Annotated in this window: 32 protein-coding genes, 1 tRNA gene and 1 pseudogene; 26 read left to right on the top strand and 8 right to left on the bottom strand. The window is 63.9% G+C overall.

What is annotated here, in order from left to right; translation table 11 throughout:
• Window positions 1-51: 51 nt before the first annotated feature.
• From glpK to EUB48_RS19380, 24 genes are all read left to right on the top strand, one after another.
• Window positions 52-1608: a glycerol kinase GlpK gene (glpK, locus tag EUB48_RS19495; RefSeq protein ID WP_142820732.1), complete on the top strand. Its 1557-nt coding sequence runs from the start codon at window positions 52-54 to the stop codon at window positions 1606-1608.
• Between the two features lie 31 nt (window positions 1609-1639).
• Complete coding sequence (locus EUB48_RS19490; RefSeq protein ID WP_142820731.1) at window positions 1640-3238, top strand: glycerol-3-phosphate dehydrogenase/oxidase; 1599 nt, start codon at window positions 1640-1642, stop codon at window positions 3236-3238.
• Between the two features lie 173 nt (window positions 3239-3411).
• Entirely contained in the window at window positions 3412-3780 is a 369-nt protein-coding gene (gene rplN / locus EUB48_RS19485) for a 50S ribosomal protein L14 (protein ID WP_048438475.1), read from the top strand.
• 9 nt (window positions 3781-3789) lie between these two features.
• Window positions 3790-4110 carry a 50S ribosomal protein L24 gene (rplX, locus tag EUB48_RS19480; protein ID WP_142820730.1) on the top strand — a complete coding sequence of 107 codons (321 nt, stop codon included), beginning with the start codon at window positions 3790-3792 and terminating at the stop codon, window positions 4108-4110.
• 2 nt (window positions 4111-4112) lie between these two features.
• On the top strand, window positions 4113-4652 hold the full coding sequence (gene rplE / locus EUB48_RS19475) for a 50S ribosomal protein L5 (RefSeq protein ID WP_077564180.1): 540 nt from the start codon (window positions 4113-4115) through the stop codon (window positions 4650-4652).
• Window positions 4653-4660: 8 nt separating this feature from the next.
• On the top strand, window positions 4661-4966 hold the full coding sequence (rpsN, locus tag EUB48_RS19470) for a 30S ribosomal protein S14 (RefSeq protein WP_077563606.1): 306 nt from the start codon (window positions 4661-4663) through the stop codon (window positions 4964-4966).
• Window positions 4967-4985: 19 nt separating this feature from the next.
• Window positions 4986-5381 carry a 30S ribosomal protein S8 gene (gene rpsH, locus EUB48_RS19465; protein WP_077563607.1) on the top strand — a complete coding sequence of 132 codons (396 nt, stop codon included), beginning with the start codon at window positions 4986-4988 and terminating at the stop codon, window positions 5379-5381.
• Between the two features lie 24 nt (window positions 5382-5405).
• On the top strand, window positions 5406-5939 hold the full coding sequence (gene rplF / locus EUB48_RS19460; protein ID WP_142820729.1) for a 50S ribosomal protein L6: 534 nt from the start codon (window positions 5406-5408) through the stop codon (window positions 5937-5939).
• Between the two features lie 11 nt (window positions 5940-5950).
• Window positions 5951-6316 carry a 50S ribosomal protein L18 gene (gene rplR, locus EUB48_RS19455; RefSeq protein ID WP_142820728.1) on the top strand — a complete coding sequence of 122 codons (366 nt, stop codon included), beginning with the start codon at window positions 5951-5953 and terminating at the stop codon, window positions 6314-6316.
• 17 nt (window positions 6317-6333) lie between these two features.
• Window positions 6334-6864 (top strand): 30S ribosomal protein S5, encoded by a 531-nt coding sequence (rpsE, locus tag EUB48_RS19450; RefSeq protein WP_077563613.1) that lies wholly within the window; start codon window positions 6334-6336, stop codon window positions 6862-6864.
• Between the two features lie 14 nt (window positions 6865-6878).
• A complete protein-coding gene (rpmD, locus tag EUB48_RS19445; RefSeq protein ID WP_142820727.1) occupies window positions 6879-7061 on the top strand; it encodes a 50S ribosomal protein L30 in 183 nt (60 codons plus the stop codon).
• Window positions 7062-7072: 11 nt separating this feature from the next.
• Window positions 7073-7504, top strand: coding sequence for a 50S ribosomal protein L15 (gene rplO / locus EUB48_RS19440; protein ID WP_142820726.1), 432 nt, complete (start codon window positions 7073-7075; stop codon window positions 7502-7504).
• A 24-nt stretch (window positions 7505-7528) separates the two neighbouring features.
• Window positions 7529-8848, top strand: a complete 1320-nt coding sequence (gene secY, locus EUB48_RS19435; protein ID WP_142820725.1) for a preprotein translocase subunit SecY — start codon at window positions 7529-7531, stop codon at window positions 8846-8848.
• 5 nt (window positions 8849-8853) lie between these two features.
• Complete coding sequence (infA, locus tag EUB48_RS19430; RefSeq protein WP_077563621.1) at window positions 8854-9072, top strand: translation initiation factor IF-1; 219 nt, start codon at window positions 8854-8856, stop codon at window positions 9070-9072.
• 35 nt (window positions 9073-9107) lie between these two features.
• Complete coding sequence (gene rpmJ / locus EUB48_RS19425) at window positions 9108-9221, top strand: 50S ribosomal protein L36 (protein ID WP_012348927.1); 114 nt, start codon at window positions 9108-9110, stop codon at window positions 9219-9221.
• Window positions 9222-9244: 23 nt separating this feature from the next.
• The gene (rpsM, locus tag EUB48_RS19420) at window positions 9245-9610 is read left to right on the top strand and encodes a 30S ribosomal protein S13 (protein ID WP_077563625.1); all 366 of its coding nucleotides are present in this window, start codon (window positions 9245-9247) and stop codon (window positions 9608-9610) included.
• A 19-nt stretch (window positions 9611-9629) separates the two neighbouring features.
• Window positions 9630-10034, top strand: a complete 405-nt coding sequence (rpsK, locus tag EUB48_RS19415) for a 30S ribosomal protein S11 (RefSeq protein ID WP_077563626.1) — start codon at window positions 9630-9632, stop codon at window positions 10032-10034.
• An 81-nt stretch (window positions 10035-10115) separates the two neighbouring features.
• Window positions 10116-10739 carry a 30S ribosomal protein S4 gene (rpsD, locus tag EUB48_RS19410; RefSeq protein ID WP_077563628.1) on the top strand — a complete coding sequence of 208 codons (624 nt, stop codon included), beginning with the start codon at window positions 10116-10118 and terminating at the stop codon, window positions 10737-10739.
• 109 nt (window positions 10740-10848) lie between these two features.
• Window positions 10849-11838, top strand: coding sequence for a DNA-directed RNA polymerase subunit alpha (locus tag EUB48_RS19405; protein WP_142820724.1), 990 nt, complete (start codon window positions 10849-10851; stop codon window positions 11836-11838).
• An 85-nt stretch (window positions 11839-11923) separates the two neighbouring features.
• A complete protein-coding gene (gene rplQ / locus EUB48_RS19400) occupies window positions 11924-12316 on the top strand; it encodes a 50S ribosomal protein L17 (RefSeq protein ID WP_142820723.1) in 393 nt (130 codons plus the stop codon).
• Between the two features lie 22 nt (window positions 12317-12338).
• Window positions 12339-12415, top strand: a tRNA-Met gene (locus EUB48_RS19395).
• Window positions 12416-12515: 100 nt separating this feature from the next.
• Window positions 12516-12902 carry a DUF2946 domain-containing protein gene (locus EUB48_RS19390; protein ID WP_142820722.1) on the top strand — a complete coding sequence of 129 codons (387 nt, stop codon included), beginning with the start codon at window positions 12516-12518 and terminating at the stop codon, window positions 12900-12902.
• 127 nt (window positions 12903-13029) lie between these two features.
• The gene (locus tag EUB48_RS19385; RefSeq protein ID WP_210411662.1) at window positions 13030-14064 is read left to right on the top strand and encodes a transporter; all 1035 of its coding nucleotides are present in this window, start codon (window positions 13030-13032) and stop codon (window positions 14062-14064) included.
• A 77-nt stretch (window positions 14065-14141) separates the two neighbouring features.
• The gene (locus EUB48_RS19380; RefSeq protein WP_142821410.1) at window positions 14142-14732 is read left to right on the top strand and encodes a TlpA disulfide reductase family protein; all 591 of its coding nucleotides are present in this window, start codon (window positions 14142-14144) and stop codon (window positions 14730-14732) included.
• A gap of 7 nt (window positions 14733-14739) precedes the next feature.
• Here the strand turns inward: EUB48_RS19380 and EUB48_RS19375 are convergent, their stop codons facing one another.
• The 6 genes from EUB48_RS19375 to EUB48_RS19350 are packed head-to-tail and all read right to left on the bottom strand — an operon-like array spanning window position 14740 to window position 21741.
• The gene (locus EUB48_RS19375) at window positions 14740-15135 is read right to left on the bottom strand and encodes a RidA family protein (protein ID WP_142820720.1); all 396 of its coding nucleotides are present in this window, start codon (window positions 15133-15135) and stop codon (window positions 14740-14742) included.
• A 43-nt stretch (window positions 15136-15178) separates the two neighbouring features.
• The gene (locus EUB48_RS19370; RefSeq protein ID WP_142820719.1) at window positions 15179-16813 is read right to left on the bottom strand and encodes an AMP-binding protein; all 1635 of its coding nucleotides are present in this window, start codon (window positions 16811-16813) and stop codon (window positions 15179-15181) included.
• A 3-nt stretch (window positions 16814-16816) separates the two neighbouring features.
• A complete protein-coding gene (locus tag EUB48_RS19365) occupies window positions 16817-18007 on the bottom strand; it encodes an acyl-CoA dehydrogenase family protein (protein WP_142820718.1) in 1191 nt (396 codons plus the stop codon).
• 3 nt (window positions 18008-18010) lie between these two features.
• Complete coding sequence (locus tag EUB48_RS19360; protein ID WP_142820717.1) at window positions 18011-18865, bottom strand: enoyl-CoA hydratase family protein; 855 nt, start codon at window positions 18863-18865, stop codon at window positions 18011-18013.
• Window positions 18862-19338, bottom strand: a complete 477-nt coding sequence (locus EUB48_RS19355) for a MarR family winged helix-turn-helix transcriptional regulator (RefSeq protein WP_142820716.1) — start codon at window positions 19336-19338, stop codon at window positions 18862-18864. Before EUB48_RS19355 ends, EUB48_RS19360 begins: the two co-directional genes overlap by 4 nt.
• 45 nt (window positions 19339-19383) lie before the next feature.
• Complete coding sequence (locus EUB48_RS19350) at window positions 19384-21741, bottom strand: bifunctional salicylyl-CoA 5-hydroxylase/oxidoreductase (protein ID WP_142820715.1); 2358 nt, start codon at window positions 21739-21741, stop codon at window positions 19384-19386.
• 116 nt (window positions 21742-21857) lie between these two features.
• Between EUB48_RS19350 and EUB48_RS19345 the strand changes: the two are divergent.
• A pseudogene (locus EUB48_RS19345) lies at window positions 21858-23155 on the top strand (class I SAM-dependent methyltransferase).
• The gene (locus EUB48_RS19340) at window positions 23121-23444 is read left to right on the top strand and encodes a DUF1840 domain-containing protein (RefSeq protein WP_142820714.1); all 324 of its coding nucleotides are present in this window, start codon (window positions 23121-23123) and stop codon (window positions 23442-23444) included. Before EUB48_RS19345 ends, EUB48_RS19340 begins: the two are co-directional and overlap by 35 nt.
• A gap of 30 nt (window positions 23445-23474) precedes the next feature.
• Here EUB48_RS19340 and EUB48_RS19335 read toward each other — a convergent pair whose 3' ends face one another.
• Window positions 23475-24728, bottom strand: a complete 1254-nt coding sequence (locus EUB48_RS19335; RefSeq protein WP_142820713.1) for a phenylacetate--CoA ligase family protein — start codon at window positions 24726-24728, stop codon at window positions 23475-23477.
• 133 nt (window positions 24729-24861) lie between these two features.
• Window positions 24862-25671, bottom strand: a complete 810-nt coding sequence (locus EUB48_RS19330) for an ABC transporter ATP-binding protein (RefSeq protein WP_142820712.1) — start codon at window positions 25669-25671, stop codon at window positions 24862-24864.
• Window positions 25672-25788: the final 117 nt, after the last annotated feature.

Here is a 25788-nt window from a genome sequence, read left to right as displayed (position 1 = left end):
TGGCAAACACCAGTGCGCGCCGGCCCGGCCTTGCGCTACCCTCGTCTCCTTATGGACTATATCCTCGCACTCGACCAGGGAACGACCAGTTCGCGGGCCATTTTGTTCGACCGGGCGGGCCGGGTGGCGGCGCTGGCGCAACAGGAATTCAGGCAGCATTTTCCGCAGCCCGGCTGGGTCGAGCATGACGCGCAGGAGATCTGGGTGTCGCAACTGGCGGTGGCCCGCGAATGTATAAGAAAAATGGCTGTAACCCAGGCAGGACATACGCAAGCGGCTCTCAATATAGTAGCAATCGGCATCACCAACCAGCGCGAAACCACGGTGCTGTGGGACCGCCAGACAGGCCGACCCATGGCGCCGGCCATCGTCTGGCAGGACCGGCGCACGGCTGCACGCTGCGACCAGCTGCGCGCGCGCGGCCACGCAAAGCGGATCCAGCAAAAAACCGGGCTCGTGCTGGACGCCTACTTCTCGGGCACCAAGCTCGAATGGCTGCTGGACCACGTGCCCGGCGCCCGCGCCCGGGCCGAGCGCGGCGAGCTGGCGTTTGGCACCATCGACAGCTGGCTGATCTGGAACCTGACCGGCGGGCGGGTGCACGCCACCGATGCCAGCAACGCCTCGCGCACGCTGCTGTTCAACCTGCGCACGCTGCAATGGGACGACGAGCTGCTGGCGCTGCTCCATGTTCCGCGCAGCGTGCTGCCGCAGGTGCTGCCGTCGAGCGGCGTGCTGGGCGAGACCGAGGCCGCGCTGTTCGGTGCGCCGATCCGCATTGCCGGCGTGGCGGGCGACCAGCAGGCTGCCACCTTCGGCCAGGCCTGCTTCGCGCCCGGCATGGCCAAAAATACCTATGGCACGGGCTGCTTCATGCTGATGAACACCGGCACGGCCGCCGTGCCGAGCCGCAACCAGCTGCTGACCACCGTCGGTTGGCAGGGCCCCGCCGGGGCCGCGGGCGACCAGGCGCGCCACCACCGCCAGGCCACCGCCTATTCCACCGCCTATTGCCTGGAAGGCTCGGTCTTCATGGCGGGCGCCACGATCCAGTGGCTGCGTGATGGTCTGCAAATGATTGCCTCGGCCGACGAGGTGGAGGCGCTGGCCGCCAGCGTACCCGACACCGGTGACGTGTATCTGGTGCCGGCCTTCGCCGGTCTGGGCGCGCCCGACTGGGACGGCCACGCGCGCGGCACCCTCATTGGCATGACGCGCGGCACCACCCGCGCCCACATCGCGCGGGCCGCGCTTGAATCAATCGCGCTGCAGGTGGCCGACATGTTCGGCGCCATGGCCCGGGACGCGGGCTTTGCGCTGAAGGAGCTGCGGGTGGACGGCGGGGCCTGCCGCAACAACCTGCTGATGCAGATGCAGGCCGATTTTCTGGGCGTGCCCGTGGTGCGCCCGCAGGTGACCGAAACCACGGCGCTGGGCGCGGCGTACCTGGCCGGGCTGGCCACGGGGTTCTGGTCGGGCGCCGATGAAATCACCGCGCAGTGGGCGGTCGAGCGTCGCTTCGAACCTGCCGTGGCGGATGCACTCCGCAGCGCCAAGCTGGCGCGCTGGCGCCAGGCGGTGGCCCGCTCCAGGGCGTGGGCCCCATGAGCCGCCCCGGACTGCAGGGACAATCGCGCCCATGACCGTTGCACCCACACCCCTGGCCACCCGGCGCGAAGACCTGATGGCCCGCCTGGCCGAGCCGCATCAGTACGATGTGGCCGTCATCGGCGGCGGTGCCACCGGACTGGGCGTGGCGCTGGATGCCGCGGCGCGCGGCTTCAAGGTGGTGCTGGTCGAGTCATACGATTTCGCCAAGGGCAGCTCGTCGCGCGCCACCAAGCTGGTGCATGGCGGCGTGCGTTACCTGGCGCAGGGCAATATTTCTCTGGTGCGCGAGGCGCTGCACGAACGCACCCGGCTGCTGCACAACGCCCCGCACCTGGCCACGCCGCTGCCGTTCGTGATGCCGTCCTACAAATTGTGGGAAACCCCGTTTTATGGCGCCGGCCTGGTGATCTATGACGCGCTTGCCGGCCAGGCCGGTCTGGGCAAGACGGAGTTCCTGGGCCGCGCGAAGACCCTGCGCTACCTGCCCACGGTGCAGCCGCGGGGCCTCAAGGGCGGCGTGATGTACTGGGACGGCCAGTTTGACGACGCGCGGCTGGCGCTGGCGCTGGCGCGCACGGCGGCACAGCGCGGCGCCCTGCTGGTCAATTACTGCGCGGCGACCGATCTCATCCACGAGGACGGCAAGGTGGTGGGGCTGACCTGCGAGGACCACGAGACCGGGCGCTGCTACACACTGCGGGCGCGCTGCGTGATCAATGCCGCGGGCGTCTGGGTCGACGAACTGCGCCAGAAAGACGGCGAGGCGATCGGGCGCATCGCCAAACCCATGGTGGCGCCCAGCCAGGGCGTGCACATCGTGGTGGACCGCGCGTTTTTGCCGGGCGACCATGCGCTGCTGGTGCCGCGGACCGCCGACGGGCGCGTGCTTTTCGCCGTGCCGTGGCTGGGCCAGGTCATTCTGGGCACCACCGACACGCCGCGCCATGACCTGGCCCGCGAGCCCGAACCGTTCAGGGAAGAGGTCGAGTTCATCCTGCGCGAGGCAGCCCGGTATCTGAACCGGGCGCCGACCCGCGCCGACGTGAAAAGCATCTGGGTCGGCCTGCGCCCGCTGGTCAAGCCACCCGATGATGACGGCGACCACACCAAGGGGCTGAGCCGCGAACATACCGTGCTGGTCAGCCGCGGCGGCCTGGTGACCGTGACGGGTGGCAAATGGACCACCTACCGCGCCATGGCCGAAGATGTGCTGGAGAAATGCTTCGATGCCTCCCTGCTGGCACGGAAAAAATCGGGGGTAACTGCTGACTTGCTGCTGGTGGGCGGCGAAGGCGTGGCCCGGACGAAGCGCCCCAGGATCAGCGATCCACCAGGGCTGCACGCCTATGGCAGCGAGCAGGGTGCGGTGCAGTCATTGCCCGGTGCGGATGTGCCGCTGGGCGGCGGCCTGAGCGAAGCCATGGTGCGCTTTGCCGCCCGTTATGAGTACGCTAGAGTCGTGGAAGACGTGCTGGCACGGCGCTCGCGCCTGCTGTTTCTCGATGCCCGGCTGGCGGGCTGCATGGCCCAAACCGCCGGCGCCATCCTGGCGCAGGAGACGGGAGTCGACCCCCAGATCGGGGCGTTTACGGAGCTGGCGCAACATTATTTGCACCTGCCCGACTAGGCGTGTTTGACGACGCCTGAAAAGGCGTGCATAATAGTGGGCTTCGCTTGAAAAGGCGAAGCTTCTGCCCAGCATAAGCGCCGTGAGTGGTTCATGGTGCGAACGACGGGCCCAAGACTGATCGGGGTGTTTTTGGCTGTCAAAGACCCCTGGTGCAAGTTGGGAATAATGAAATGATCCAGACTGAATCACGGTTAGAAGTTGCCGACAATACCGGCGCGAAATCCGTCCTGTGCATCAAGGTGCTGGGCGGGTCCAAGCGTCGCTATGCCAGCGTTGGCGACATCATCAAGGTGAGCATTAAAGAAGCTGCTCCGCGCGGCCGCGTCAAAAAAGGCGAGGTGTACAGCGCGGTGGTGGTGCGTACGGCCAAGGGTATTCGTCGCAGCGACGGCTCCCTGGTCAAATTCGATGGCAACGCGGCTGTGTTGCTGAACAACAAGCTGGAGCCCATTGGCACCCGCATCTTCGGTCCGGTGACGCGTGAATTGCGCACCGAGAAGTTCATGAAGATCGTGTCCCTGGCTCCTGAAGTTCTGTAAGGACCCGCCATGAACAAGATTCGCAAAGGCGACCAGGTCATCGTGCTCACGGGGCGCGATAAAGGCAAGCGTGGCACGGTATCGCTGCGCAAGGATGATTCCCATCTGCTGGTCGAGGGCATCAACCTGGTGAAAAAACACACCAAGCCTAATCCCCTCAAGGGAACGACGGGCGGCATTGTTGAAAAGGTAATGCCGATTCACCAGTCCAATGTGGCCATTTTCAATGCCGGCACGGGCAAGGCGGATCGTGTGGGCATCAAGCTGCAGGCCGACGGCAAACGCGTGCGCGTTTACAAGTCCAGCGGCGAAGAAATCAAGGTGGCATGACCATGGCACGACTCCAACAACATTACCGCGAAAAAGTGGCCCCCGAGCTGATGGCCAAATTTGGCTACACCTCGCCCATGCAGGTGCCGCGTCTGACCAAGATTACGCTCAACATGGGCGTGAGCGAGGCGGTCTCCGACAAAAAGGTCATGGACAGCGCCGTCAGCGACCTGTCCAAGATTGCGGGTCAAAAGCCCGTGGTGACCGTGGCCAAGAAGGCAATCGCGGGTTTCAAGATCCGCGAAGGCCAGGCCATCGGCTGCATGGTCACGCTGCGCGGCGTGCAGATGTATGAGTTCCTGGACCGTTTCGTCACCGTGGCCCTGCCGCGCGTGCGCGACTTCCGCGGCATTTCCGGGCGCGCGTTCGACGGCCGTGGCAACTACAACATCGGCGTTAAAGAGCAGATTATTTTCCCTGAGATCGAGTACGACAAGGTCGATGCCTTGCGCGGTCTCAATATCAGCATCACCACGACGGCCAAGAACGACGAAGAGTGCAAGGCACTGCTCGCGGGCTTCCGTTTCCCGTTCAAGAACTGAGGTGACGTGTGGCTAAAATGGCTTTGATCGAGCGCGAGCTCAAGCGAGACAAACTGGTCGCCAAGTACGCGAAGAAACACGCGGAACTGAAGGCTATCTCCAACGACGCCAAGCGCAGCGACGAAGAGCGCGCGGCGGCCCGTCTGGGTCTGCAAAAACTCCCGCGTAACGCGAACCCGACACGTCAGCGCAACCGCTGCGCGATCACGGGGCGTCCGCGTGGAACATTCCGCCAATTCGGTCTGGCTCGCGCCAAGATCCGTGAAATGGCTTTCGCTGGCGATATCCCCGGTATCGTCAAGGCGAGCTGGTAAGCAAGGCAGGAGATTAAACATGAGCATGAGTGATCCCATTGCCGATCTGCTGACCCGCATCCGCAATGCACAAATGGTGGCCAAAGTCACCGTGTCGGTGCCCTCTTCCAAGGTGAAGGTGGCCATTGCGCAGGTCTTGAAAGACGAAGGCTACATCGACGGCTTCCAGGTGAAAACCGAAGCCGGCAAGAGCGAACTTGAAATCGCCCTGAAGTATTACGCCGGTCGCCCCGTGATCGAGCGTATCGAGCGCGTCAGCCGCCCCGGCTTGCGTGTCTACAAGGGCCACGACGCCATTCCACAGGTCATGAACGGCCTGGGCGTGGCGATAGTCACCACGCCGCAAGGTGTGATGACCGACCGCAAGGCGCGCGCGACCGGTATCGGTGGCGAAGTGCTGTGCTACGTAGCTTAATCGCGGCATTGAGGAGAAACTGAAATGTCTCGTGTAGGAAAAATGCCGGTGATCGTCCCCGCAGGTGTGGATGTATCGATCAAGGAAGACCAGATCAGTGTCAAGGGCACGGGCGGCACTTTGCTGCTGGCCCAGAACGCGCTGGTCAGGATCGCAAGCGACGCGGGCAAACTGACTTTTGCCCCGGCGAACGACTCGCGTGAAGCGAATGCCATGAGCGGCACCATGCGCCAGCTCGTGAACAACATGGTGGTTGGCGTGACCAAGGGTTTCGAGAAGAAACTCAGTCTTGTGGGCGTTGGCTTCAAGGCCCAGGCGCAAGGCGCCAAGCTGAACCTGTCGGTGGGTTTTTCCCATCCGGTGAACAAGGACATGCCGGCCGGCACCACGGTGGCGACGCCGACTCCCACGGAAATCGTGATCAAGGGTGCCGACCGTCAGCGCGTCGGGCAGGTGGCTGCCGAGATTCGTGCGATTCGTCCGCCCGAGCCCTACAAGGGCAAGGGCATCCGTTATGCGGATGAGAAGATCACGATCAAAGAAACCAAGAAGAAATAAGGAGCTGCAACATGTTGACCAAAAAAGAGCAGCGTCTTCGCCGGTCCCGCCAGACCCGGATTCGTATTGCAGCCCAGGGCGTGGCACGTTTGACGGTGAACCGCACCAACCTGCACATCTATGCCAGCGTCATTTCCGGCGACGGCACCAAGGTTCTGGCGACCGCATCGACGGCGCAGGCCGAAGTTCGCAAATCCCTCGGCGGCGCCGGCAAAGGTGGCAATGCGGCTGCGGCCCAGACCATCGGCAAGCTGATTGCAGAGAAGGCCAAGGCGGCCGGTGTTGAAAAAGTAGCCTTTGACCGCGCCGGGTTTGCATACCACGGCCGGGTCAAGGCGTTGGCTGACGCGGCGCGTGAAGCCGGCTTGCAGTTCTAAGCGGATCGGAATTAAAAATGGCTAAAGTTCAAGCAAGAATGCAGGGTAAGGGTCAAAATGACGGCCCCGAAGACGGCCTGCGTGAAAAGATGATCGCGATCAATCGCGTGACCAAGGTGGTCAAGGGCGGTCGTATTCTCGGTTTTGCTGCGTTGACGGTGGTGGGCGATGGCGATGGCCGCGTTGGCATGGGCAAGGGCAAGTCAAAAGAAGTGCCGGCTGCCGTGCAAAAGGCCATGGAAGAAGCGCGCCGCAACCTGACCAAGGTGTCGCTGCGCAATGGCACGATTCACCACAAGGTGAACGGCCACCATGGCGCCGCAAACGTGATGATGGCGCCGGCCCCCAAGGGTACCGGCATCATCGCGGGCGGCCCGATGCGCGCCGTGTTCGAGGTCATGGGTGTCACCGACATCGTGGCCAAAAGCCATGGCTCGTCCAATCCCTACAACATGGTTCGCGCCACGCTGGATGCGCTCGCCCACTCCACCACTGCGTCGGACGTGGCGGCCAAGCGCGGCAAGACCGTCGAAGAACTCTTCGCTTAACCGGGAGTTTCACTATGACAACGCTACAAACAGTCAAGGTCCAGCTGGTGCGCAGCCCGATCGGTTGCAAGGAGTCGCACCGCGCCACAGTGCGCGGCCTGGGTCTGCGCAAGGTCAACAGCACGAGCGAGTTGCAGGACACGCCCGAAGTTCGCGGCATGATTAACAAGATCAGTTATCTGGTCAAAGTGCTCTGAAGGGCAAGACGATGGAACTCAATGGCATCAAGCCCGCAGAGGGCGCAAAGCACGCCAAGCGGCGTGTGGGACGGGGGATTGGATCGGGTCTGGGCAAGACCGCGGGTCGTGGCCACAAGGGTCAGAAGTCGCGTGCCGGTGGTTATCACAAGGTGGGTTTTGAAGGCGGCCAGATGCCGCTGCAACGCCGCTTGCCGAAACGCGGCTTCAAATCCCAGCTTTTGCAATTCAATGCCCAGATCACTCTCAGTGCGCTCGAGCGCCTGGGCGCCGCCGAAGTGGACCTGCTGTCCCTGAAGCAGGCGGGCCTCGTGGGTGAGTTGATCAAGGTGGTCAAGGTGATCAAGTCGGGCTCGATCGGCAAGGCTGTCAAGCTCAACGGGATCGGTGCCACTGCGGGCGCCAAGGCTGCGATCGAAGCGGCCGGCGGCAGCGTCGCCTGAGCTCACGCTTGAAAGAGAACATCAGTGGCAACTAGCAGCGCAAAAATTGCAAAAACCGGGAAATTCGGCGACCTGCGTCGCCGTCTGGTCTTTTTGCTGCTCGCGCTCGTGGTGTATCGCGTGGGCTCCTACATTCCGGTGCCCGGCATCGACCCGGCTCAGCTTCAGCAGTTGTTCAAGGGTCAGGAAAACGGCATTCTGAACCTGTTCAACATGTTCTCGGGTGGCGCTCTTTCCCGTTTCAGCGTATTTGCGCTGGGGATCATGCCGTACATCTCGGCGTCGATCATCATGCAGTTGATGACCTACGTGGTGCCGACCTTCGAGCAGATGAAAAAGGAAGGCGAATCGGGCCAACGCAAGATCACCCAGTACACGCGCTACGGGACGCTGGGCCTGGGCCTGTTCCAGTCGCTTGGCATTTCCGTGGCGCTGGAGAGCTCTCCGGGTCTGGTGATGGCGCCTGGCATGGGTTTCCGCCTGACCGCCGTTGTCAGCCTGACCGCTGGCACCATGTTCCTGATGTGGCTGGGTGAGCAGATCACCGAGCGCGGTCTCGGGAACGGCATCTCGCTGCTGATTTTCGCCGGGATTGCGGCCGGGTTGCCGGGCGCCATCGGTGGCTTGCTGGAACTGGTTCGTACCGGCGCGATGAGCATTTTGGTTGCCCTGTTCATCGTGGCCCTGGTTGGGTTGGTGACCTACTTTGTGGTGTTCGTCGAGCGGGGCCAGCGCAAGATTCTGGTGAACTACGCGCGCCGGCAGGTAGGAAACAAGGTTTATGGGGGGCAGTCGTCGCATCTGCCGCTGAAGCTGAACATGTCGGGTGTCATTCCGCCGATCTTCGCGTCCTCCATCATCCTGCTGCCCGCGACTGTGGTGAGCTGGTTCAGCACCGGTGATTCGATGCGCTGGCTGAAGGACATCGCCGGAGCCCTTACTCCCGGGCAACCAATCTATGTCATGCTGTATGCGGGCGCCATCATATTTTTCTGCTTCTTCTACACGGCACTCGTGTTCAATAGCCGCGAAACGGCCGACAACCTGAAGAAGAGCGGGGCATTTATTCCGGGTATCCGGCCGGGCGAGCAATCGGCGCGCTATATCGACAAAATCCTGGTACGCCTGACGCTGGTGGGGGCGATCTATATCACCATCGTGTGTCTGCTGCCCGAGTTTCTGGTATTGAAATACAACGTGCCGTTTTACTTTGGCGGCACCTCCTTGCTGATTATTGTGGTGGTCACCATGGACTTCATGGCCCAGGTGCAGAACTACATGATGTCCCAGCAGTATGAGTCGCTGTTGAAGAAGGCGAACTTCAAGACTTCACTGGGCGGTTAAACGGAATGTCAAAAGACGATGTCATCCAGATGCAGGGGGAAGTGGTTGAAAACCTGCCCAATGCAACGTTTCGTGTGAAGCTGGAAAACGGCCATATCGTGTTGGGCCACATCTCGGGAAAAATGCGGATGCACTACATCCGGATTTTGCCGGGGGATAAAGTCACGGTTGAGTTGACGCCCTACGATTTATCGCGGGCTCGCATTGTGTTCCGGGCTAAATAGGCCGGGGCTGGACGGAAAAGTTTTAGGAGAATGAAATGAAAGTTTCGGCTTCGGTCAAAAAAATTTGCCGCAACTGCAAAATCATCCGCCGTAAAGGCGTGGTTCGCGTGATCTGCACCGATCCGCGGCACAAGCAGCGCCAAGGTTGATTAAAGAGTTTTAGAGGACGAACATGGCACGTATCGCTGGTATTAATATTCCGCCGCATCAGCACGCTGAAATCGGCTTGACCGCCATTTTTGGCATTGGTCGCACCCGCGCTCGCAAGATTTGCGAAGCTTGTGAGATCGCCTATTCCAAAAAGGTCAAGGATCTGACGGATGGCGACCTTGAGAAAATCCGCGATCAGGTCGCGCAACTCACCATCGAGGGCGATCTGCGCCGCGAAACCACCATGAACATCAAGCGATTGATGGACATTGGCTGCTATCGCGGTTTCCGCCACCGTCGTGGGTTGCCGATGCGTGGTCAGCGTACGCGCACGAATGCACGTACTCGCAAGGGCCCGCGCAAAGCAGCAGCGGCATTGAAGAAATAATTGGGATTGAGAGATCACTATGGCCAAGGCTCCCGCCAATAACGCCGCACAACGTGTGCGCAAAAAAGTCCGCAAGAATGTGTCGGACGGCGTTGCACACGTTCACGCGTCGTTCAACAACACCATCATCACGATCACTGACCGTCAAGGCAACGCCCTTTCATGGGCGTCGTCGGGTGGCCAGGGATTCAAGGGCTCGCGCAAATCCACGCCTTTCGCTGCACAGGTGGCGTCGGAAGTGGCCGGACGCGCTGCGCTCGAGCAGGGGATCAAGAACCTTGATGTAGAGATCAAGGGTCCGGGCCCAGGCCGTGAATCCTCGGTTCGTGCGCTCGCAGCGCTGGGTATCCGCATTACGTCGATTGCCGACGTGACGCCGGTGCCGCATAACGGCTGCCGCCCGCAAAAACGCCGTCGTATCTAATTTTTTTCAAGCCCACCGCCATCGGCGACAGCTTGATGGCTCCCGCAATCCATTGCGGCAGATGACATAAAGGACGTTCAAGTGGCACGCTATCTCGGCCCCAAGGCCAAACTCTCCCGCCGTGAAGGCACGGACCTTTTCCTCAAGAGCGCGCGCCGCGCCATCGGGGACAAGGCGAAATTCGACTCCAAGCCCGGTCAGCACGGGCGCACCTCGGGTGCCCGCACGTCCGACTACGGCCTGCAATTGCGCGAAAAACAAAAAGTCAAGCGCATGTATGGCGTGCTGGAGCGCCAGTTCCGCCGCTACTTCGAAGAGGCGGATCGCCGCAAGGGCAATACCGGCGCCAATCTGCTGTTCCTGCTGGAGTGCCGTCTGGATAACGTCGTGTATCGCATGGGTTTCGGCTCCACGCGCGCCGAAGCACGCCAGTTGGTGTCGCACAAGGCCATCACGGTCAATGGCCAGTCGGTGAACATTCCGTCGTACATGGTCAAGACTGGCGATGTTGTTGCAGTGCGCGACAAGTCCAAGAAGCAGAACCGTGTCGTCGAAGCCCTTCAATTGGCGCAACAGGTGGGTATTCCCGCGTGGGTCGATGTCAACGCCGACAAGGGCGAAGGCACCTTCAAGAAGGTACCTGATCGCGATGAGTTTGCCGCCGATGTCAACGAGTCGTTGATTGTCGAGTTGTACTCACGCTGATCGCATTAGTTTTCAATCGTTTTCGTTCCTGACTCGCCGGGTGCTGCGAATCAGGCGCTTCACCAGCCTTACCGGTGTAACGAGCCGGGGGTATTGAGAGGAAGTCTGCATGCAAACCAATCTGCTAAAACCAAAAACAATCAACGTGGAGCAACTCGGGCTCAACCGGGCCAAAGTCACACTGGAGCCTTTCGAGCGCGGCTATGGCCACACCCTGGGCAACGCCCTGCGCCGCGTGTTGTTGTCGTCCATGGTGGGTCACGCTGCGACCGAAGTCACCATTGCCGGCGTGCTTCACGAGTATTCGTCCATCGATGGCGTCCAGGAAGACGTCGTCAATATCCTGCTGAATCTCAAGGGCGTGGTGTTCAAACTGCACAATCGCGATGAAGTCACGCTGAGCCTGCGCAAAGATGGCGAAGGCCTCGTGACGGCGGCGGACATCCAGACCCCGCACGATGTCGAAATCATCAATCCGAATCATGTCATTGCCACGCTGTCGCAAGGCGGCAAGCTGGACATGCAGATCAAGATTGAAAAAGGCCGTGGCTACGTTCCGGGCAACATGCGCCGGTATGGCGACGAGCCCGCAAAGTCCATCGGCCGGATTGTTCTGGACGCGTCATTTTCTCCGGTCAAGCGCGTCAGCTACATTGTGGAGAGTGCCCGTGTCGAGCAGCGCACGGACCTCGACAAGCTCGTGCTGGAAATTGAAACCAATGGTGCCATCTCGGCTGAAGATGCGGTTCGCGCCTCGGCCAAGATCCTGGTGGAACAACTGGCCGTGTTCGCGCAGCTTGAAGGCGGTGAGCTGGCCATGTTCGACACGCCGACGCCGCGCAGTTCACAGCAGTTCGACCCAATCCTGCTGCGTCCGGTCGACGAGCTGGAGTTGACGGTGCGTTCCGCCAACTGCCTGAAGGCCGAAAACATTTACTATATCGGCGATTTGATCCAGCGCACCGAAAACGAGCTGCTCAAGACGCCGAATCTGGGCCGTAAATCGCTCAACGAGATCAAGGAAGTTCTGGCCTCGCGCGGTTTGACACTTGGCATGAAGCTGGAAAGCTGGCCGCCGGCGGGTCTGGATAAACGCTGATTTTTTTAGGGGCCCCAAATGGCGGGGCCAGTGCACCGGGCAGTACCTGATACGGCTGCCCGTTTTATAAGGAAAGGAAAGCACCATGCGCCACGGACACGGACTCCGTAAACTGAACCGCACCAGCGAGCACCGTCTCGCCATGCTGCGCAACATGATGAACTCGCTCATCGAGCACGAGGTCATCAAGACCACGCTGCCCAAGGCCAAGGAATTGCGCCGTGTGGTCGAGCCCATGATCACCCTGAGCAAAGAGCCCACGCTGGCCAACAAGCGCCTGGCGTTCGACCGCCTGCGCGATCGCGATAGCGTCGTCAAGCTGTTTGCCGAGCTCGGCCCGCGCTTCAAGGCGCGCCCTGGCGGCTACACCCGCATTCTGAAAATGGGCTTTCGCGTGGGCGACAACGCCCCCATGGCCCTGGTCGAACTGGTTGACCGCCCGGCCGAGGTGGATTCTTCCGACGCCGCGAAGGCTTAATAGGGTATAATAATTATCTTACCGCGCGATGGAGCAGCCTGGTAGCTCGTTGGGCTCATAACCCAAAGGTCGCAAGTTCAAATCTTGCTCGCGCAACCAAAAAACAGCGATCTTCGCTGACAGTAAAACGCCCACTTTTAGTGGGCGTTTTACTTTTAAAAGCCGGCCTTCGCGTCGTCGGCGACCCTACAATCCCCGCATGCTCAAACGCGTGACGCAACCGCTGACCAGATGGTTCGTCGTTGCGTCCATCGCATGGCTGACACTGGCGCCAGCGGCATTGCGCACTCTCAGTGGGCTGCTGCCGTCCTCGTCACCCTGGCAGCAGATCTGCACATCGCACGGTGAAAAGTCGATTCATTTGAAGGGCGCGCCGGGAACGCCGCAACAAGACGAATCTACCGGCAGTGACTGCCCGCTCTGCATTCTGTGCCACGTCGGCTGGGCCCCTGCGCCTTCAGCGACTCCGGTTGTTGACGTCCCATTGGGCACGCTAGCGCAGCTTGTCGCTGACACGCATCGACCTCCTCGTCCGGCACCGGGCTGGATGCTGCGCAACCCGCGCGCACCGCCCGACTTTTTCTGACGCCTGCAACAGATCTGCTTCCCGCTGCGCTTGTGGTCCGCACGGGAGATTCAGCCCGGCCGCTTCAGTGGCCCCCAACATCTTGATTTTTCGCGTAGGGGCAACGCTCCGCGCTTGCGAGATACCGATGAAAAAACCTTATTCAATTCTTGTCGCGCTGCTGACCACTGTGCCTGTCAGCGCCGTTTTTGCCTGCGCCACCTGCGGCTGTTCCCTGTCCCCCGATGCCGCCATGGGTTATTCGGCCTCTACCGGCTGGATGATCAGCCTGCAATACGATTATCTCAACCAGAACCAGCTTCGCCTCGGCGCGAACAGCATTTCTCCCGCGCAGGTGGCTGCGATCAACAACGCCGGCGGCGACCAGGAGGTGGAGAGCGGCACCGTCAACCGCTACGTCACTCTGGGCCTCGGCTACGCGCCTAGCGCGGACTGGAATTTCAAGCTCATGGTGCCGTACATCGACCGCAGCCACACGACTTTCGGCTCCGCGAGCAACCCGCTCAGTTTGGGCGAGCTCAGCGGTGCCACCGTCTCCAGCCTGGGCGACATCAAATTCATCACCAGCTACCAGGGTCTGCTGCCGACGCACAACCTCGGGTTTCAGCTCGGTGTGAAACTGCCCACGGGCAACTATGGCGGACCCACCGCCGCCGGCACGGGCACCGTCGGGCGCAACCCTGTCGCCTTTGCTTCGGGTCCCGGCACCGGCAGCCTGCTCGACACCAGCCTGCAGGCCGGCACCGGCAGCACCGACATGATTGTGGGCGCCTATTATTACCAGCCGGTGAGCCAGAATTTCGACGCCTTCGTGAACGGCCAGTTCCAGGCCGCGGTGACGCAGCGTCTCGACCAGGCCGGCGCCGACTACCGGCCCGGGAACCTGGCCAGCGTGAGCTTCGGCCTGCGCTACGAGGCCAACCCGGATATCGTGCCGCAACTGCAGGTCAACCTCACGCACAAGAGCCATGACCAGGGCGCGCTGGCCGATACCGCGGACACGGCGGGCACCGTGGCCTATCTGAGCCCGGGCGTCACCGTGGCCGTCGCAAGGAACACACAGCTCTATGGCTTTGTGCAGTTGCCGGTATTCAGCCGGCTCGAGGGCTACCAGCTGTTTCCGCGCTGGGCGGCCACGGTCGGGCTTAGCCATTCCTTCTGAACATGAACTTCGGTACACGCCAGGCGGGCGGCAGCGGTCCCGGCGACAATCACGATCTGCTCCCTTCCATCACTGAAATGGCTCGCGAATTCCGCTCCCCACGTGCCGCCGCGCACCGGTCCGATCCGTCACCCGATGCGCAGCGCCGGGCCCTGCTGCGCGGTGCCGCCGCGATCGGTATCGCAGGTGCTGGCGCCCTGTGCGCGCCGCCGGCACGCGCGAACGACCTGAAGACCGGCCAGCCGGCACCGCCCCTGGTGCTGCACACGCTGGACGGGCGCAGCATTGCCACGCGCGACCTGCTCGGGCAGGTGGTGATCGCCACCTTCTGGGCCACCTGGTGCGTGCCCTGCCGCGAGGAGCTGCCCCTACTCTCGGCCTACGCCGCACGTCATGCGCCGCAAGGCCTGCAGGTGCTGGGTTTCAGCCTGGACGAGGCCCAGAATCTGCCCAAGGTGCGCACGGTCGCGGCCAGCCTGAGCTTTCCGGTGGGGCTGCTGGAGAGTCCCTGGGTCCCGGCCTATGGCCGTATCTGGCGCCTGCCTGTGAGCTTCGTCATCGACCGTGCCGGCCGGCTGGCCGACAACGGCTGGGACGCCGATCCACCCGAGTGGACGGCGCAGCGGCTGCAGCGCGTGGTGGGTCCGCTGCTGGCGCGCAGCAGCTGATCCGGTTTCAATCCGGCAGCACGGCCGTCACCTCGATCTCGACCTTGGCGCGCGCTTCCATCAGTGCGGCCACCTGCACGCAGGTCATGGCCGGGAAGTTGCGGCCCAGCACCTCGCGGTAAACCACGCCTAGTTCGGGTAGGCGGCTGTTGTATTCCACCCGGTCCAGGATGTACCAGGTCATGCGCACCATGTGCTGGGGTCCGGCACCGGCTTCTTTCAGCACGGCCACGATATTGCGCAGGGTCTGTGCGGTCTGGGCGATAAAGTCATCCGACTCGAACTGCTGCTGTGCGTTCCAGCCGATCTGGCCGCCCACGAAAACCTGGGTGCCGCGCGCGGCGATGCCGTTTGCGTACCCTTTGGGGGCGGTCCATCCGGGTGGCTGCAAAAGTGTTCTCATTGGATTTCCTAATTCGTCCATGGTCGCTGGCGCAGGCCGGCGCTCAGGCCTGGCGCAGCTTGAAGCGCTGCAGCTTGCCGGTCTCGGTGCGCGGCAGGCTGGCCACGAACTCGATCTCGCGCGGGTATTTATACGGCGCAATCTCGGCCTTGACATGGTCCTGCAGCGCCTTGACCAGCGCGGCGTCACCCGTCTGGCCGGGCTTTAGCACACAAAAAGCCTTGACCACCATGCCGCGCTCGAGGTCGGGCTTGCCGATCACCGCGCATTCGGCCACCGCGGGGTGTTTCAGCAGCGCATCTTCCACCTCGGGGCCACCGACGTTGTAGCCCGCGGTGATGATCATGTCGTCGTCACGCGACTGGTAGAAGAAGTAGCCATCGGCATCCTGAATAAAGGCGTCGCCCGGGTAGTTCCAGCCGTCCCTGACGTAGTTGCTCTGGCGCGCGTCGCCCATGTACCTGCAACCCGTCGGGCCCATCACCGCGAGCTTGCCGATGGTGCCGCGCGGCACTTCCCGGCCGTTGTCATCCACCACTTTGGCGCGATAGCCCGGCACCACCTTGCCGATGGCGCCGCGGCGCACCTCGGCCCCGGCGCTGGAGATGAAGATGTGAAACATCTCGGTGGCGCCGATGCCGTCCAGTATCTCGATGCCGGTCGCCTCCTTCCAGAGTTGGCGCGTGGCGTCCGGCAGGGCTTCGCCGGCGCTCGTGCAGGTATGCAGCCTGGGCAGGCCGTGCTGCCTGGCGTAGGGCGCCATCTGCCGGTAGAACGTCGGCGCGGTGTAGCAGATGGTGGCGCCCACCTCGTTGATGAGCTTGACCATGCCTTCGGGCGTGTAGGCGATATTGGGGAAATACACGGAAGCGCCGGCCCACATCGGGAACACCAGCAGCCCGCCGAGCCCGAACGTGAAGGCCAGCGGCGGCGAGCCCACCACAATGTCGGTGGGACCGGCCTTGAGCACATGGCGCGGCCACGCCTCACAGGCCGCCAGGATGTCGCGGTGCGTGTGCACCGCCGCCTTGGGTTTGCCCGTGGTGCCCGAGGTGAAGGCCAGGACGGCAATGTCGTCGGCGGCCGTGGGGCAGGGCGGGAAATGGCCGGGCTTGGCGGCGCACAGAGCGCCCAGGTCCTGCGGATCATCGGGCGCATTGAACTTCACGATGCTGCGCAGCACCGGATGCTGCTGCTGTGCCATTTGCAATTCGTCCAGCAGTTTGGCGTCGCACAACGCCACGCTGGGCTGGGCCTTGTCGATGACGGCGCCCAGCTCCTTCGCGCGCAGCAGCGGCATGGTGGCCACTGCGATCAGCCCGGCCTTGACCACGGCCAGCCACGCCAGCGCCATGCCGATGGAGTTGCCGCCGCGCAGCAAGACGCGGTTGCCCGGAACCAGGCCCAGGTCCTCGGTCAGCACCCGGGCAATGCGGTCCACGCGCCCCCGTACCTCGGCGTAGCTGAACGTGGTGGGGGGCGAGCGCAGCAGGGGCCGGTGCGCCCAGCTTTTGCCGGCTGCCTTGTCGAGCAGCTCTTCCACCAGGTTGAGCTGGTCGGGCAGCTGCAGCTCGGGCAGGTCGTAGCGCAGCTCGGGCCACTGCGCCGGTGGCGGCAGCTGGTCGTGCACGAAGCGGTCGGATTGGGCGCTGACACTTTGCGTCAGGTGAACAGACATGATTTACCCCTGTAGAACAGATTTGCCGATGATCAGCTGCTGCACCTCGGTGGCGCCTTCGTAGATGCGCAGCGAGCGGATGTCGCGGTACAGACTCTCCACCTTCATGCCAACCTTTACGCCCAGGCCGCCGTGCAGCTGCAGCGCCATGTCGATCACGCGCTGGGCATTCTCGGTCGCCGTCATCTTGGCCATGGCGGCTTCCGTCGTGACGCGCACGCCGCCATGCTTTTCGCCCTCGTCGCGCAGCCAGGCGGCGCGGTAGGTCAACAGCGCTGCCGCATCGACCAGCGCCGCCATCTCGCCAAGCCTGGCCTGCGTGAGCTGGAAGTCGGCCAGCGTCTGGCCGAACATCCGGCGTTGCTTGGCGTGCGACACGGCCTCAGCCAGCGCGCGCCGCGCCATGCCCAGCGCGGCGCCCGCCACGGACGCGCGGAAGATGTCCAGCGTTTGCATGGCGAGCTTGAAGCCGCCATTCAGGGCGCCGAGCTGCGCGCTCGCGGGAATGGTGCACTGATCGAACTTGAGCGTGGCCAGCGGATGCGGCGCCATGACGGCGATGTGCTCCGACGTGTCCAGCCCCCCGGTGGCGGCATCGACGATGAAGGCGGTGATGCCGCGCGTGCCGGCCGCCACATCGGTCTTGGCGAAGACGCAGTAGAAGTCGGCGATGCCGCCATTGCTGATCCAGGTCTTGGTGCCGTTCAGGGTATAGGCATCAAATGTGCCTGTAGCCCTTGCCGGGTCTGCGCGAGTAGCTTCTGTTTTCATAGCGCCCGCGTCCGAGCCGGCATCGGGCTCGCTCAGCGCAAAAGCGGCAATCTTGGCGCCCCGGGCCACCGCGGGCAGATAGGCCGCCTGCTGCGCGGGCGTGCCCGCCAGCGTGATGGCGCCGCTGCCCAGGCCCTGCATGGCAAAGGCAAAGTCGGCCAGCGGTGAGTGGAAGGCCAGCGTCTCGCGCAAGATCACCAGCGCGCGCGAGTCGAGCCGCTCCAGCGCGCCGCCGTGCTCGGCCGGTACGCAGTAGCGCAGCCAGCCGTGCGTGCCGAGCAGGGCGACCCATTCCTTGCAGGCGCGCCGGTCGTCCGACTCGTCAACGCTCTGCTGTGGCGCCCAGTCGGCCAGGCGCTCGCCCAGCGCGCGGTGCGCTTCGTCGAAAAACGGCAGCGCCAGGTGTTGTGTGGGGGAGCGCATTCTTCAGTCTCCGCCGAACACGGGTTTTTGCTTCGCCGCAAACGCCTCGTAGGCGCGCCGGAAGTCGTGTGTCTGCATGCAGATCGCTTGGGCCTGGGCCTCGGCCTCGATCGCCTGCTCGATCGTCATGGCCCATTCCTGCTGCAGCATGGTCTTGGTCATGCCGTGGGCAAAGGTCGGCCCCTGTGCCAGCTCCAAAGCCATGGCCTGCGCCTGGGCCAGCAGATCGCTTGGGGCGTGCAGCGCGTTGAAGAAGCCCCAGGCCAATCCTTCGGCGGCCGTCATGGCGCGGCCCGTGAACAGCAGTTCGCTGGCGCGGCCCTGGCCGATCACGCGCGGCAGCAGGGCGCAGGCGCCCATGTCGGCACCGGCCAGGCCGACGCGCGTGAACAGGAAGGCGGTTTTGGCCTGCGCCGTGCCGTAGCGCAGGTCGCAGGCCAGCGCCATCATGGCGCCCGCGCCGGCGCAGATGCCGTCGATCGCGCCGATCACCGGCTGCGGGCAGTTGCGCATGGCCTTGACCAGATCGCCCGTCATGCGCGTGAACTCCAGCAGCTCGGGCATGCTCATCTTGGTGAGCGGGCCGATGATCTCGTGCACGTCGCCGCCCGAGCAGAAGTTGCCGCCCGCGCCGGTGACGACGACCGCCTTCAGGTCGGTCGCGTGCTTGAGCGCCAGAAACAGGTCGCGCAGCTCGGCGTAGGAGTCAAACGTCAGCGGATTCTTGCGCTCGGGCCGGTTCAAGGTGAGCGTGCCGACGCCGGCGTCGAACTGCCAGGCAAAGTGCCGGGCCGCGTAGTGGGCCAGCGGGTTGAACTGGGCGCGCATGGGGTTGCCCGCGCCGATGTAGTGTTTCATGTGATCTCCAGAAAATCGGTACTGACGTGGTCCTTGACCTTGCCCAGCAGCTTGTGCAGCGTGGCGATTTCTTTGGCGCCCAGGCTCGCGAAAGCGTCCACGATCCAGCCCTCGTGCCGCTGCGCCATCTCGTGGAACTGTTTGCGGCCCTTGGGCGTCATGCGCACCAGGAAGGCGCGGCGGTCGCCGGCCACCTCGAGCCGCTCCACCAGGCCCTCGGCCACCAGCTGGTCAGTGATGCCGGTGACGTTGCCGCCCGTAACCATCATGCGGCGCGACAGCTCGTTCATCTTCATGCCGCCCTCCGTGCGCTCGAGCTGCGCCATCAGGTCGAAGCGGGGCAGGGTGGTGTCGAACTGCTCGCGCAGGCCGCTGCGCACCTGCTTTTCGATCAGCTGCGTGCAGGTCAACAGGCGCAGCCACAGGCGCAGCGCTTCAGGGTGTTCACTGTGGGCGCGTGCTTCGAGGTCCATGATTCAGTCTTTCAGTTCAATTGCTATTAATTCAATAGCTATAAGTCAATGCACTTCAAGGGCTGCAGCCTGTTTTTGCTTGAGAGCTTCGCGGTACAACTGGTCGCGCCCGCTCAGGTACTGCTTGGGCCAGTCGACCGCGCGGCTTTGCAGCCTGGCGGCCTCATGCAGCGTCCAGGCCGGGTCTGCCAGGTGCGGGCGTGCAATCGCGCACAGGTCGGCGCGGCCGGCCGCGATGATGCTGTTGGCGTGGTCGGCCTCGGTGATGGCGCCGACCGCAATGGTCTGGATGCCCACTTCGTTGCGGATCCGATCGGCAAACGGGGTCTGGTACATGCGCCCGTACACCGGTTTGGCCGCGCGCGTGGTCTGGCCCGAGGACACGTCGATGAAGTCGCAGCCCGTCGCATTGAACAGGCGCGCGATTTGCACCGCGTCGTCGCCCGTGATGCCGCCCGGCACCCAGTCGTGCGCCGAGATGCGCACACTCATGGGCAGGTGCGCAGGCCACGCCTCGCGCATGGCACGGAATACTTCAAGTGGGTAGCGGCAACGGTTTTCCAGGCTGCCGCCGTACTCGTCGCTGCGCCGGTTCGTCAGCGGCGTGATGAAGCACGAGAGCAAATAGCCGTGCGCGCAGTGCAGCTCCAGCCAGTCGAAGCCGGCCGCAACCGCGCGCCGCGTGCTGTCGACAAACTGCCGGGTGAGCAGCTCCATGTCGGCGCGCGTCATGGCGTGCGGCGTCTGGTTCTGCGCGCCATAGGGCACGGCGCTGGCGCCCAGCAGCGGCCAGTTCGGCGCCGCATCGGGGCGCCCTCCAGGCGCGGGCAGCGGCTCGTCGGTGGTCTGCCAGCCCAGCTGTGTGGAGCCCTTGGGACCGCTGTGGCCGAGCTGCATGCCGATTTTGGCACTGCTCTGGCCGTGCACGAAATCGACGATGCGCTTGAACGCGGCCTCTTGCATGTCGTTCCACAGACCGGTGCAGCCGGGCGTGATGCGGCCCTCGGGCGTCGGGCTGGTCATCTCGACAAACACCAGGCCGGCCCCGCCCAGCGCGCGCGCGCCCAGGTGCACGAGGTGGAAGTCCTGCGGCACGCCGTCCACCGCGCTGTACATGGCCATGGGCGAGCACACGATGCGGTTTTTCAGTTCCAGTTCGCGCACCTTGAGCGGCAGCAGCATCGGTGGTACCGGCTTGTTGCCCGACAGCCAGGCCTCGTAGCCTTCGAGCCATTTCGCATCGCGCAGGCGCAGGTTCTCGTGGCTGATGCGCTGCGAGCGCGTGAGCAGCGAGTAGGCGAACTGCTCGATTTCCATGCCCGTGTAGCGGTCCACGTTCTCGAACCACTCGGTCGAGTTGCGCGCGGCGTTCTGGATCTTGAGCACCTCGACGCTGCGCCGTGCCTCGTAGCCTTGCAGGACCACTGCCAGATCCTGGTGGGTGGCGAACGCGCCGGCGTGCGTGCTGAACTCGTGCGCCAGGTCGATCGCGTCCTCCAGCGCCAGCTTGGTGCCGCTGCCGATCGAGAAATGCGCGGTGTGCGCGGCGTCGCCCATCAGTACCACCGGCACCGGTGTGCCGCCGTCCGGCTGTTGTACCCAATGCACCCAGTGCTCGCACACCACGCGCGGAAAACGGATCCAGATGGCCGAGCCGCGCAGGTGCGTGGCGTTGCTCACCAGCGCGTGGCCGTCCAGGTACTTGGCGAACAGCCGCTGGCAGAACGCAATCGCCTCTTCTTGCGGCATCGTGTCCAGCCCGTGCGCCTTCCAGACCGCTTCGGGGGTTTCCACGATGAAGGTGGAGGTGCTGTCGTCGAACTTGTAGGCGTGGGCCTGGAACCAGCCGTGCTCGGTCTGCTCGAAGGCGAATGTGAAGGCATCAAAAGTTTTTTTCGTGCCGAGCCACACAAAGCGGCACTGGCGCGTGTCGATGTCGGGCTGGTAGGTGTCGGCGTAGCGCGTGCGCACGCGGCTGTTCAGTCCGTCGCTGGCAATCACCAGGTCGGCCTGGTACTGCCGTGCCAGCGCCTGGTCGTCGGTGACATCGGTTTCGAACACCAGCTCCACGCCCAGCGCCAGGCAGCGCTCCTGCAGGATGTTGAGCAGCCGCTTGCGCCCGATGCCGCAAAAGCCGTGGCCGCCCGAGCGCACGCTGCGGCCCTTGAAAAACACCTCGATGTCGTCCCAGTGGTTGAAGGCGTCGCCGATCAGCTGGGCCGAGACCGCGTCGGCCGCGTGCAGGTTGCCCAGCGTCTGGTCGGACAGCACCACGCCCCAGCCGAAGGTGTCGAACGGTCGGTTGCGTTCCACCACGGTGATGCGGTGCTGCGGGTCTTGCTGCTTCATCAGCAGTGCGAAGTAGAGGCCGGACGGACCGCCGCCGATGCATAGGATGTTCATGGAAGAATAGTTTAGGCTTAAATTAAAAAATGTCAAACTGCCGATCTGGAAAATGTGACGGGATGTGAATGACCGTCGCGGGTTGACGAGAATGGTTTTCGAGCCAAAATCAACGTATGCATAGCTTGTTTGAAAAAATCGAGTCCCGCCTGGCGGATTTGCCTGTGCCGGTTGCGCTGCGTTTGCCGGGGGGCAGTTGCTGGGCTCCGCACAGTCACTGGTGACGCTGGCATTCAACCGGTGGTCGGCCGTATCCACGTTTGCCAGCGGAAAAATCGGCGCGCTGGCGGAGGGGTATGTCGAGAATCGGGTTCAGATTGAAGGCAACATGCGCGACCTGATGGCCGTCGCGGCGGGCCTGCTGCCGGGCAACCCCGTGGCGTCCGACACGCGATGGTGGGACGCCCTGCTGCGACGCGCCCGTTCGCGCGCGTCGCACACGCAGGAGCGCGACGCGCAGCAGATCCAGTTCCACTACGACGTCAGCGATGACTTCTACTCGCTCTGGCTGGACCCGTTGCGGGTGTACTCCTGTGCCTATTTCCGCGACCCCGCGATGACGGTGGCGCAGGCGCAGGAGGCCAAGCTCGATCACATTTGCCGCAAGCTGATGCTCAAGCCGGGCGACCGCTTCCTGGACATCGGCGCAGGTTGGGGCGGGCTGCTGATGTGGGCGGCCGAGCATTACGGGGTCGATGCGACGGGCATCACGCTGTCGAAAAACCAGCAGGCCTACGTGCAGCGCCTGATCGGGGAAAAGGGCTTGCAGGGCCGGGTGCGCATGGAGCTGCGCGACTACCGCGAGCTCGACGAAGCGCAGCCCTTCGACCGCATTGCCTCGGTGGGCATGGTCGAGCACGTCGGCTACGCCAATTTGCCAGCCTATTTCGGCAAGATGCAACGCCTGCTCGCGCCCGGCGGCCTGGCCCTGAACCATGGCATCACGGCCGGCGGCCTGGAGAACGACCGGGTCGGTGCCGGCATGGGGGATTTCATCGAAAAATACATCTTCCCCGGTGGCGAACTGGTGCATATCAGCCACATGCTCAGGGTCGCCGCCACGGCGGGCCTGGAGATGGTCGATACCGAGAATCTGCGGCCCCACTATGCGCGCACGCTGTGGGCCTGGTCGGACGCGCTGGAGCAGCATCTGGACGAGGCGCGCAAGGTGCTGCGGGCGACCAGTGACGACGCACGGGCCGAGCGCATCCTGCGGGCCTACCGGCTGTACCTCGCCGGCAGCGCCATGGGCTTCGAGCAGGGCTGGGTATCGCTGCACCAGATGCTGCTGGCGCATCCCGCGAACGATCTTCCGTCTGAGGCGATGAAAGGAGCACAATCCGTCTTCCCGTTTAACCGTGACTACATTTATCGCAGCCATGATTTACAAATTCAAGTCGAGAGCGACCGGTGACCTCATCATGCTGGAGCCTGACGGGCGGCGCGTGCTCGAGATCATCGGCAAGACCCCGGGCCCGCAAGGCATCATCGTGGTGGAGCAGATGCTGCCCGCCGTGGCGGCGCTGAACGCGGCCATCGCCAAGGCCGAAGCCGACTTCAAGGCGGCGGCCGAGGCGGCCGGTGGGGTCGACAATGTGCCCACGCCTCGTGACGCGGTCACGCTGCGCCAGCGCGCCGTGCCGTTCATCGAGATGCTCAAGGAGTGCGCGAAGGCGGAGCGGGAGATCGTCTGGGGCGTGTAGGCCGCCCCGGGCGAAGCTGCTGCTCTACAGCTACCGATAACTGCGCGCGTCCTCGATCACCTTGCCATCGTTCGGCAGGCTGCCGGGGCTGAGCAGTTGCACATCGCCGCGCAGCTTGGTGACATCGCGGATCGCCTCGCCGATCCTCGCGGCCAGTTCCGGCGGGTTTGACGCGGTTTCCACCTGCAGCGTCATGCGGTCGTGGGCCATCTCGCCGGCCACCACCAGCCGCGCCTTGAGCACCTCGGGAAAGCGCCGGGCGATGTCCGCCACCTGCGCTGGGTGCACAAACATGCCGCGGACCTTGGTGGTCTGGTCGGCCCGGCCCATCCAGCCCTTGATGCGCGTGTTGGTGCGCCCGCTCGGGCAGGCACCGGGCAGGATGGCCGACAGGTCGCCCGTGCCGAAGCGGATCAGCGGGTAGTCCGGGTTCAGCGTCGTGACGATCAGCTCGCCGACCTCGCCCTCGGGGACCGGCTCGCCCGTGCCGGGGCGCACGATCTCCACGAGCACGCCCTCATCCAGCACCAGTCCCTCGCGCGCCTCGGTCTCGTACGCGATCAGGCCCAGGTCGGCGCTCGCGTAGCACTGGTAGCCGGCAATGCCGCGCTCGGCCAGCCAGTCGCGCAGGCTCGGTGGAAAAGCCTCGGCCGAGACCAGCGCCTTGCTGACCGTGGGCAGCGCAATGCCCATTTCAGCCGCCTTGTCCACAATAATCTTCAAAAAACTCGGCGTGCCGATGTAGCCCGCGGGCTTGAGTTCGGCCATGGCCTGCACCTGTTGCTCGGTCTGGCCGGTGCCGCCCGGAAACACGCTGCAACCCAGCGCATGCGCGCCGCTCTCCATCATCGAGCCTGCCGGCACGAAGTGGTAGCTGAAACAGTTGTGAATCAGCTCGCCCGGCCGAAAACCGGCCGCGAACAGCGCGCGCGCCAGCCGCCAGTAGTCCCGGCGCGTGCCCTCAGGTTCGTAGATGGGCCCGGGGCTGGCGAACACGCGCGGCATGGCGGCACCGAGCGCCAGAGTGCAAAAACCGCCGAAGACGTCGCCACCCGCCGCGCGCGCGGCCTGCTGCCGCTCCAGCAACGCGTGCTTGCGGGTCACCGGCAGCCGCGCCAGTGCGGCGCGCGAGGTGACCGCCGCGGCCTGCACGCCTTGCAGGATGCCGGCAAACGCGGCAGACCGGGCTTGCGCGTTCGCGACCTGCCCGGGCAGTGCTGCCAGCAGCGCGGCTTCGCGTTCGACGGGGGGGCGGGTTTCCAGCGTGTCGTAGAAAGAAGTCATGACAATGGTCGATAGGGTTGGGTGCTTATGAAGGGCCTGTGCCGGGGAGTGATCCGGGCGTCGCCGGGCCGCCCCAAGGCGGTCGGGGCCCCCTCGGGGGGCGGCGACCCCACGCAGTGCGAGAGCGTGGGGGTCATGCCAGCCAGCGTTTGCGGCGCCTGTAGCTCTTCACGTCCTTGAAGCTCCTGCGCTCGCCACCGCCGACGCCGAGGTAGAACTCCTTCACGTCCTCGTTGTTGGCGAGGTCGCTGGCCGCGCCGTCCATCACCACCCGGCCCGACTCCATGATGTAGCCGTAGTCGGCGTACTTGAGCGCCATGTTGGTGTTCTGTTCGGCCAGCAGGAAGGTGACCTTCTCGCGCTCGTTGAGGTCTTTCACGATGTTGAACACCTCCTCGACAATCTGCGGCGCCAGCCCCATGGAGGGCTCGTCGAGCAGCACCATGCTGGGGTTGGCCATCAGGGCCCGGCCGATGGCGCACATCTGCTGCTCGCCGCCCGAGGTGTAGGCTGCCTGCGAGGTGCGGCGCGTCTTCAGGCGCGGGAAGTAGTTGTAGACCTTCTCCAGGTTCGCCGCGATCTCGGCCTTGTCGCGGCGGGTGTAGGTGCCCGTGAGCAGGTTCTCCTCGATGGTCAGGTGGGCAAAGCAGTGCCGTCCCTCCATCACCTGCACCACGCCGCGCTGCACCAGGTCGGCCGGCGAGAGGTTCTCGATGCGCTCGCCGCGCAGCTCGATCGAGCCCTTGGTGACCTCGCCGCGCTCGCCGCGCAGCAGGTTCGAGATGGCGCGCAGCGTGGTGGTCTTGCCCGCGCCGTTGCCGCCCAGGATGGCCACGATGCGCCCCTGCGGCACCTGCAGCGAGACACCCTTGAGTACCAGGATCACATGGTTGTAGATGACCTCGATGCCGTTGACGTTGAGAACGATGTTGGGTGTGTCCATAGAATCTTTTTTGTGCCAATCGACAGACCTGCAGACAAGCCTGTCGATTGGCGGCTCGTCAGAGCCGCCACCCCGCTCCACGCCGCTTTCGCAGCGCTCCCGTGCCTGGACGGGAGG

Origin of the sequence: Rhodoferax sediminis (assembly GCF_006970865.1) — a bacterium.
GTDB lineage: Bacteria > Pseudomonadota > Gammaproteobacteria > Burkholderiales > Burkholderiaceae_C > Rhodoferax_A > Rhodoferax_A sediminis.
The sequence above is the reverse complement of the archived record's forward strand: the minus strand, read 5'-3'. Positions and strand labels throughout refer to the sequence as shown.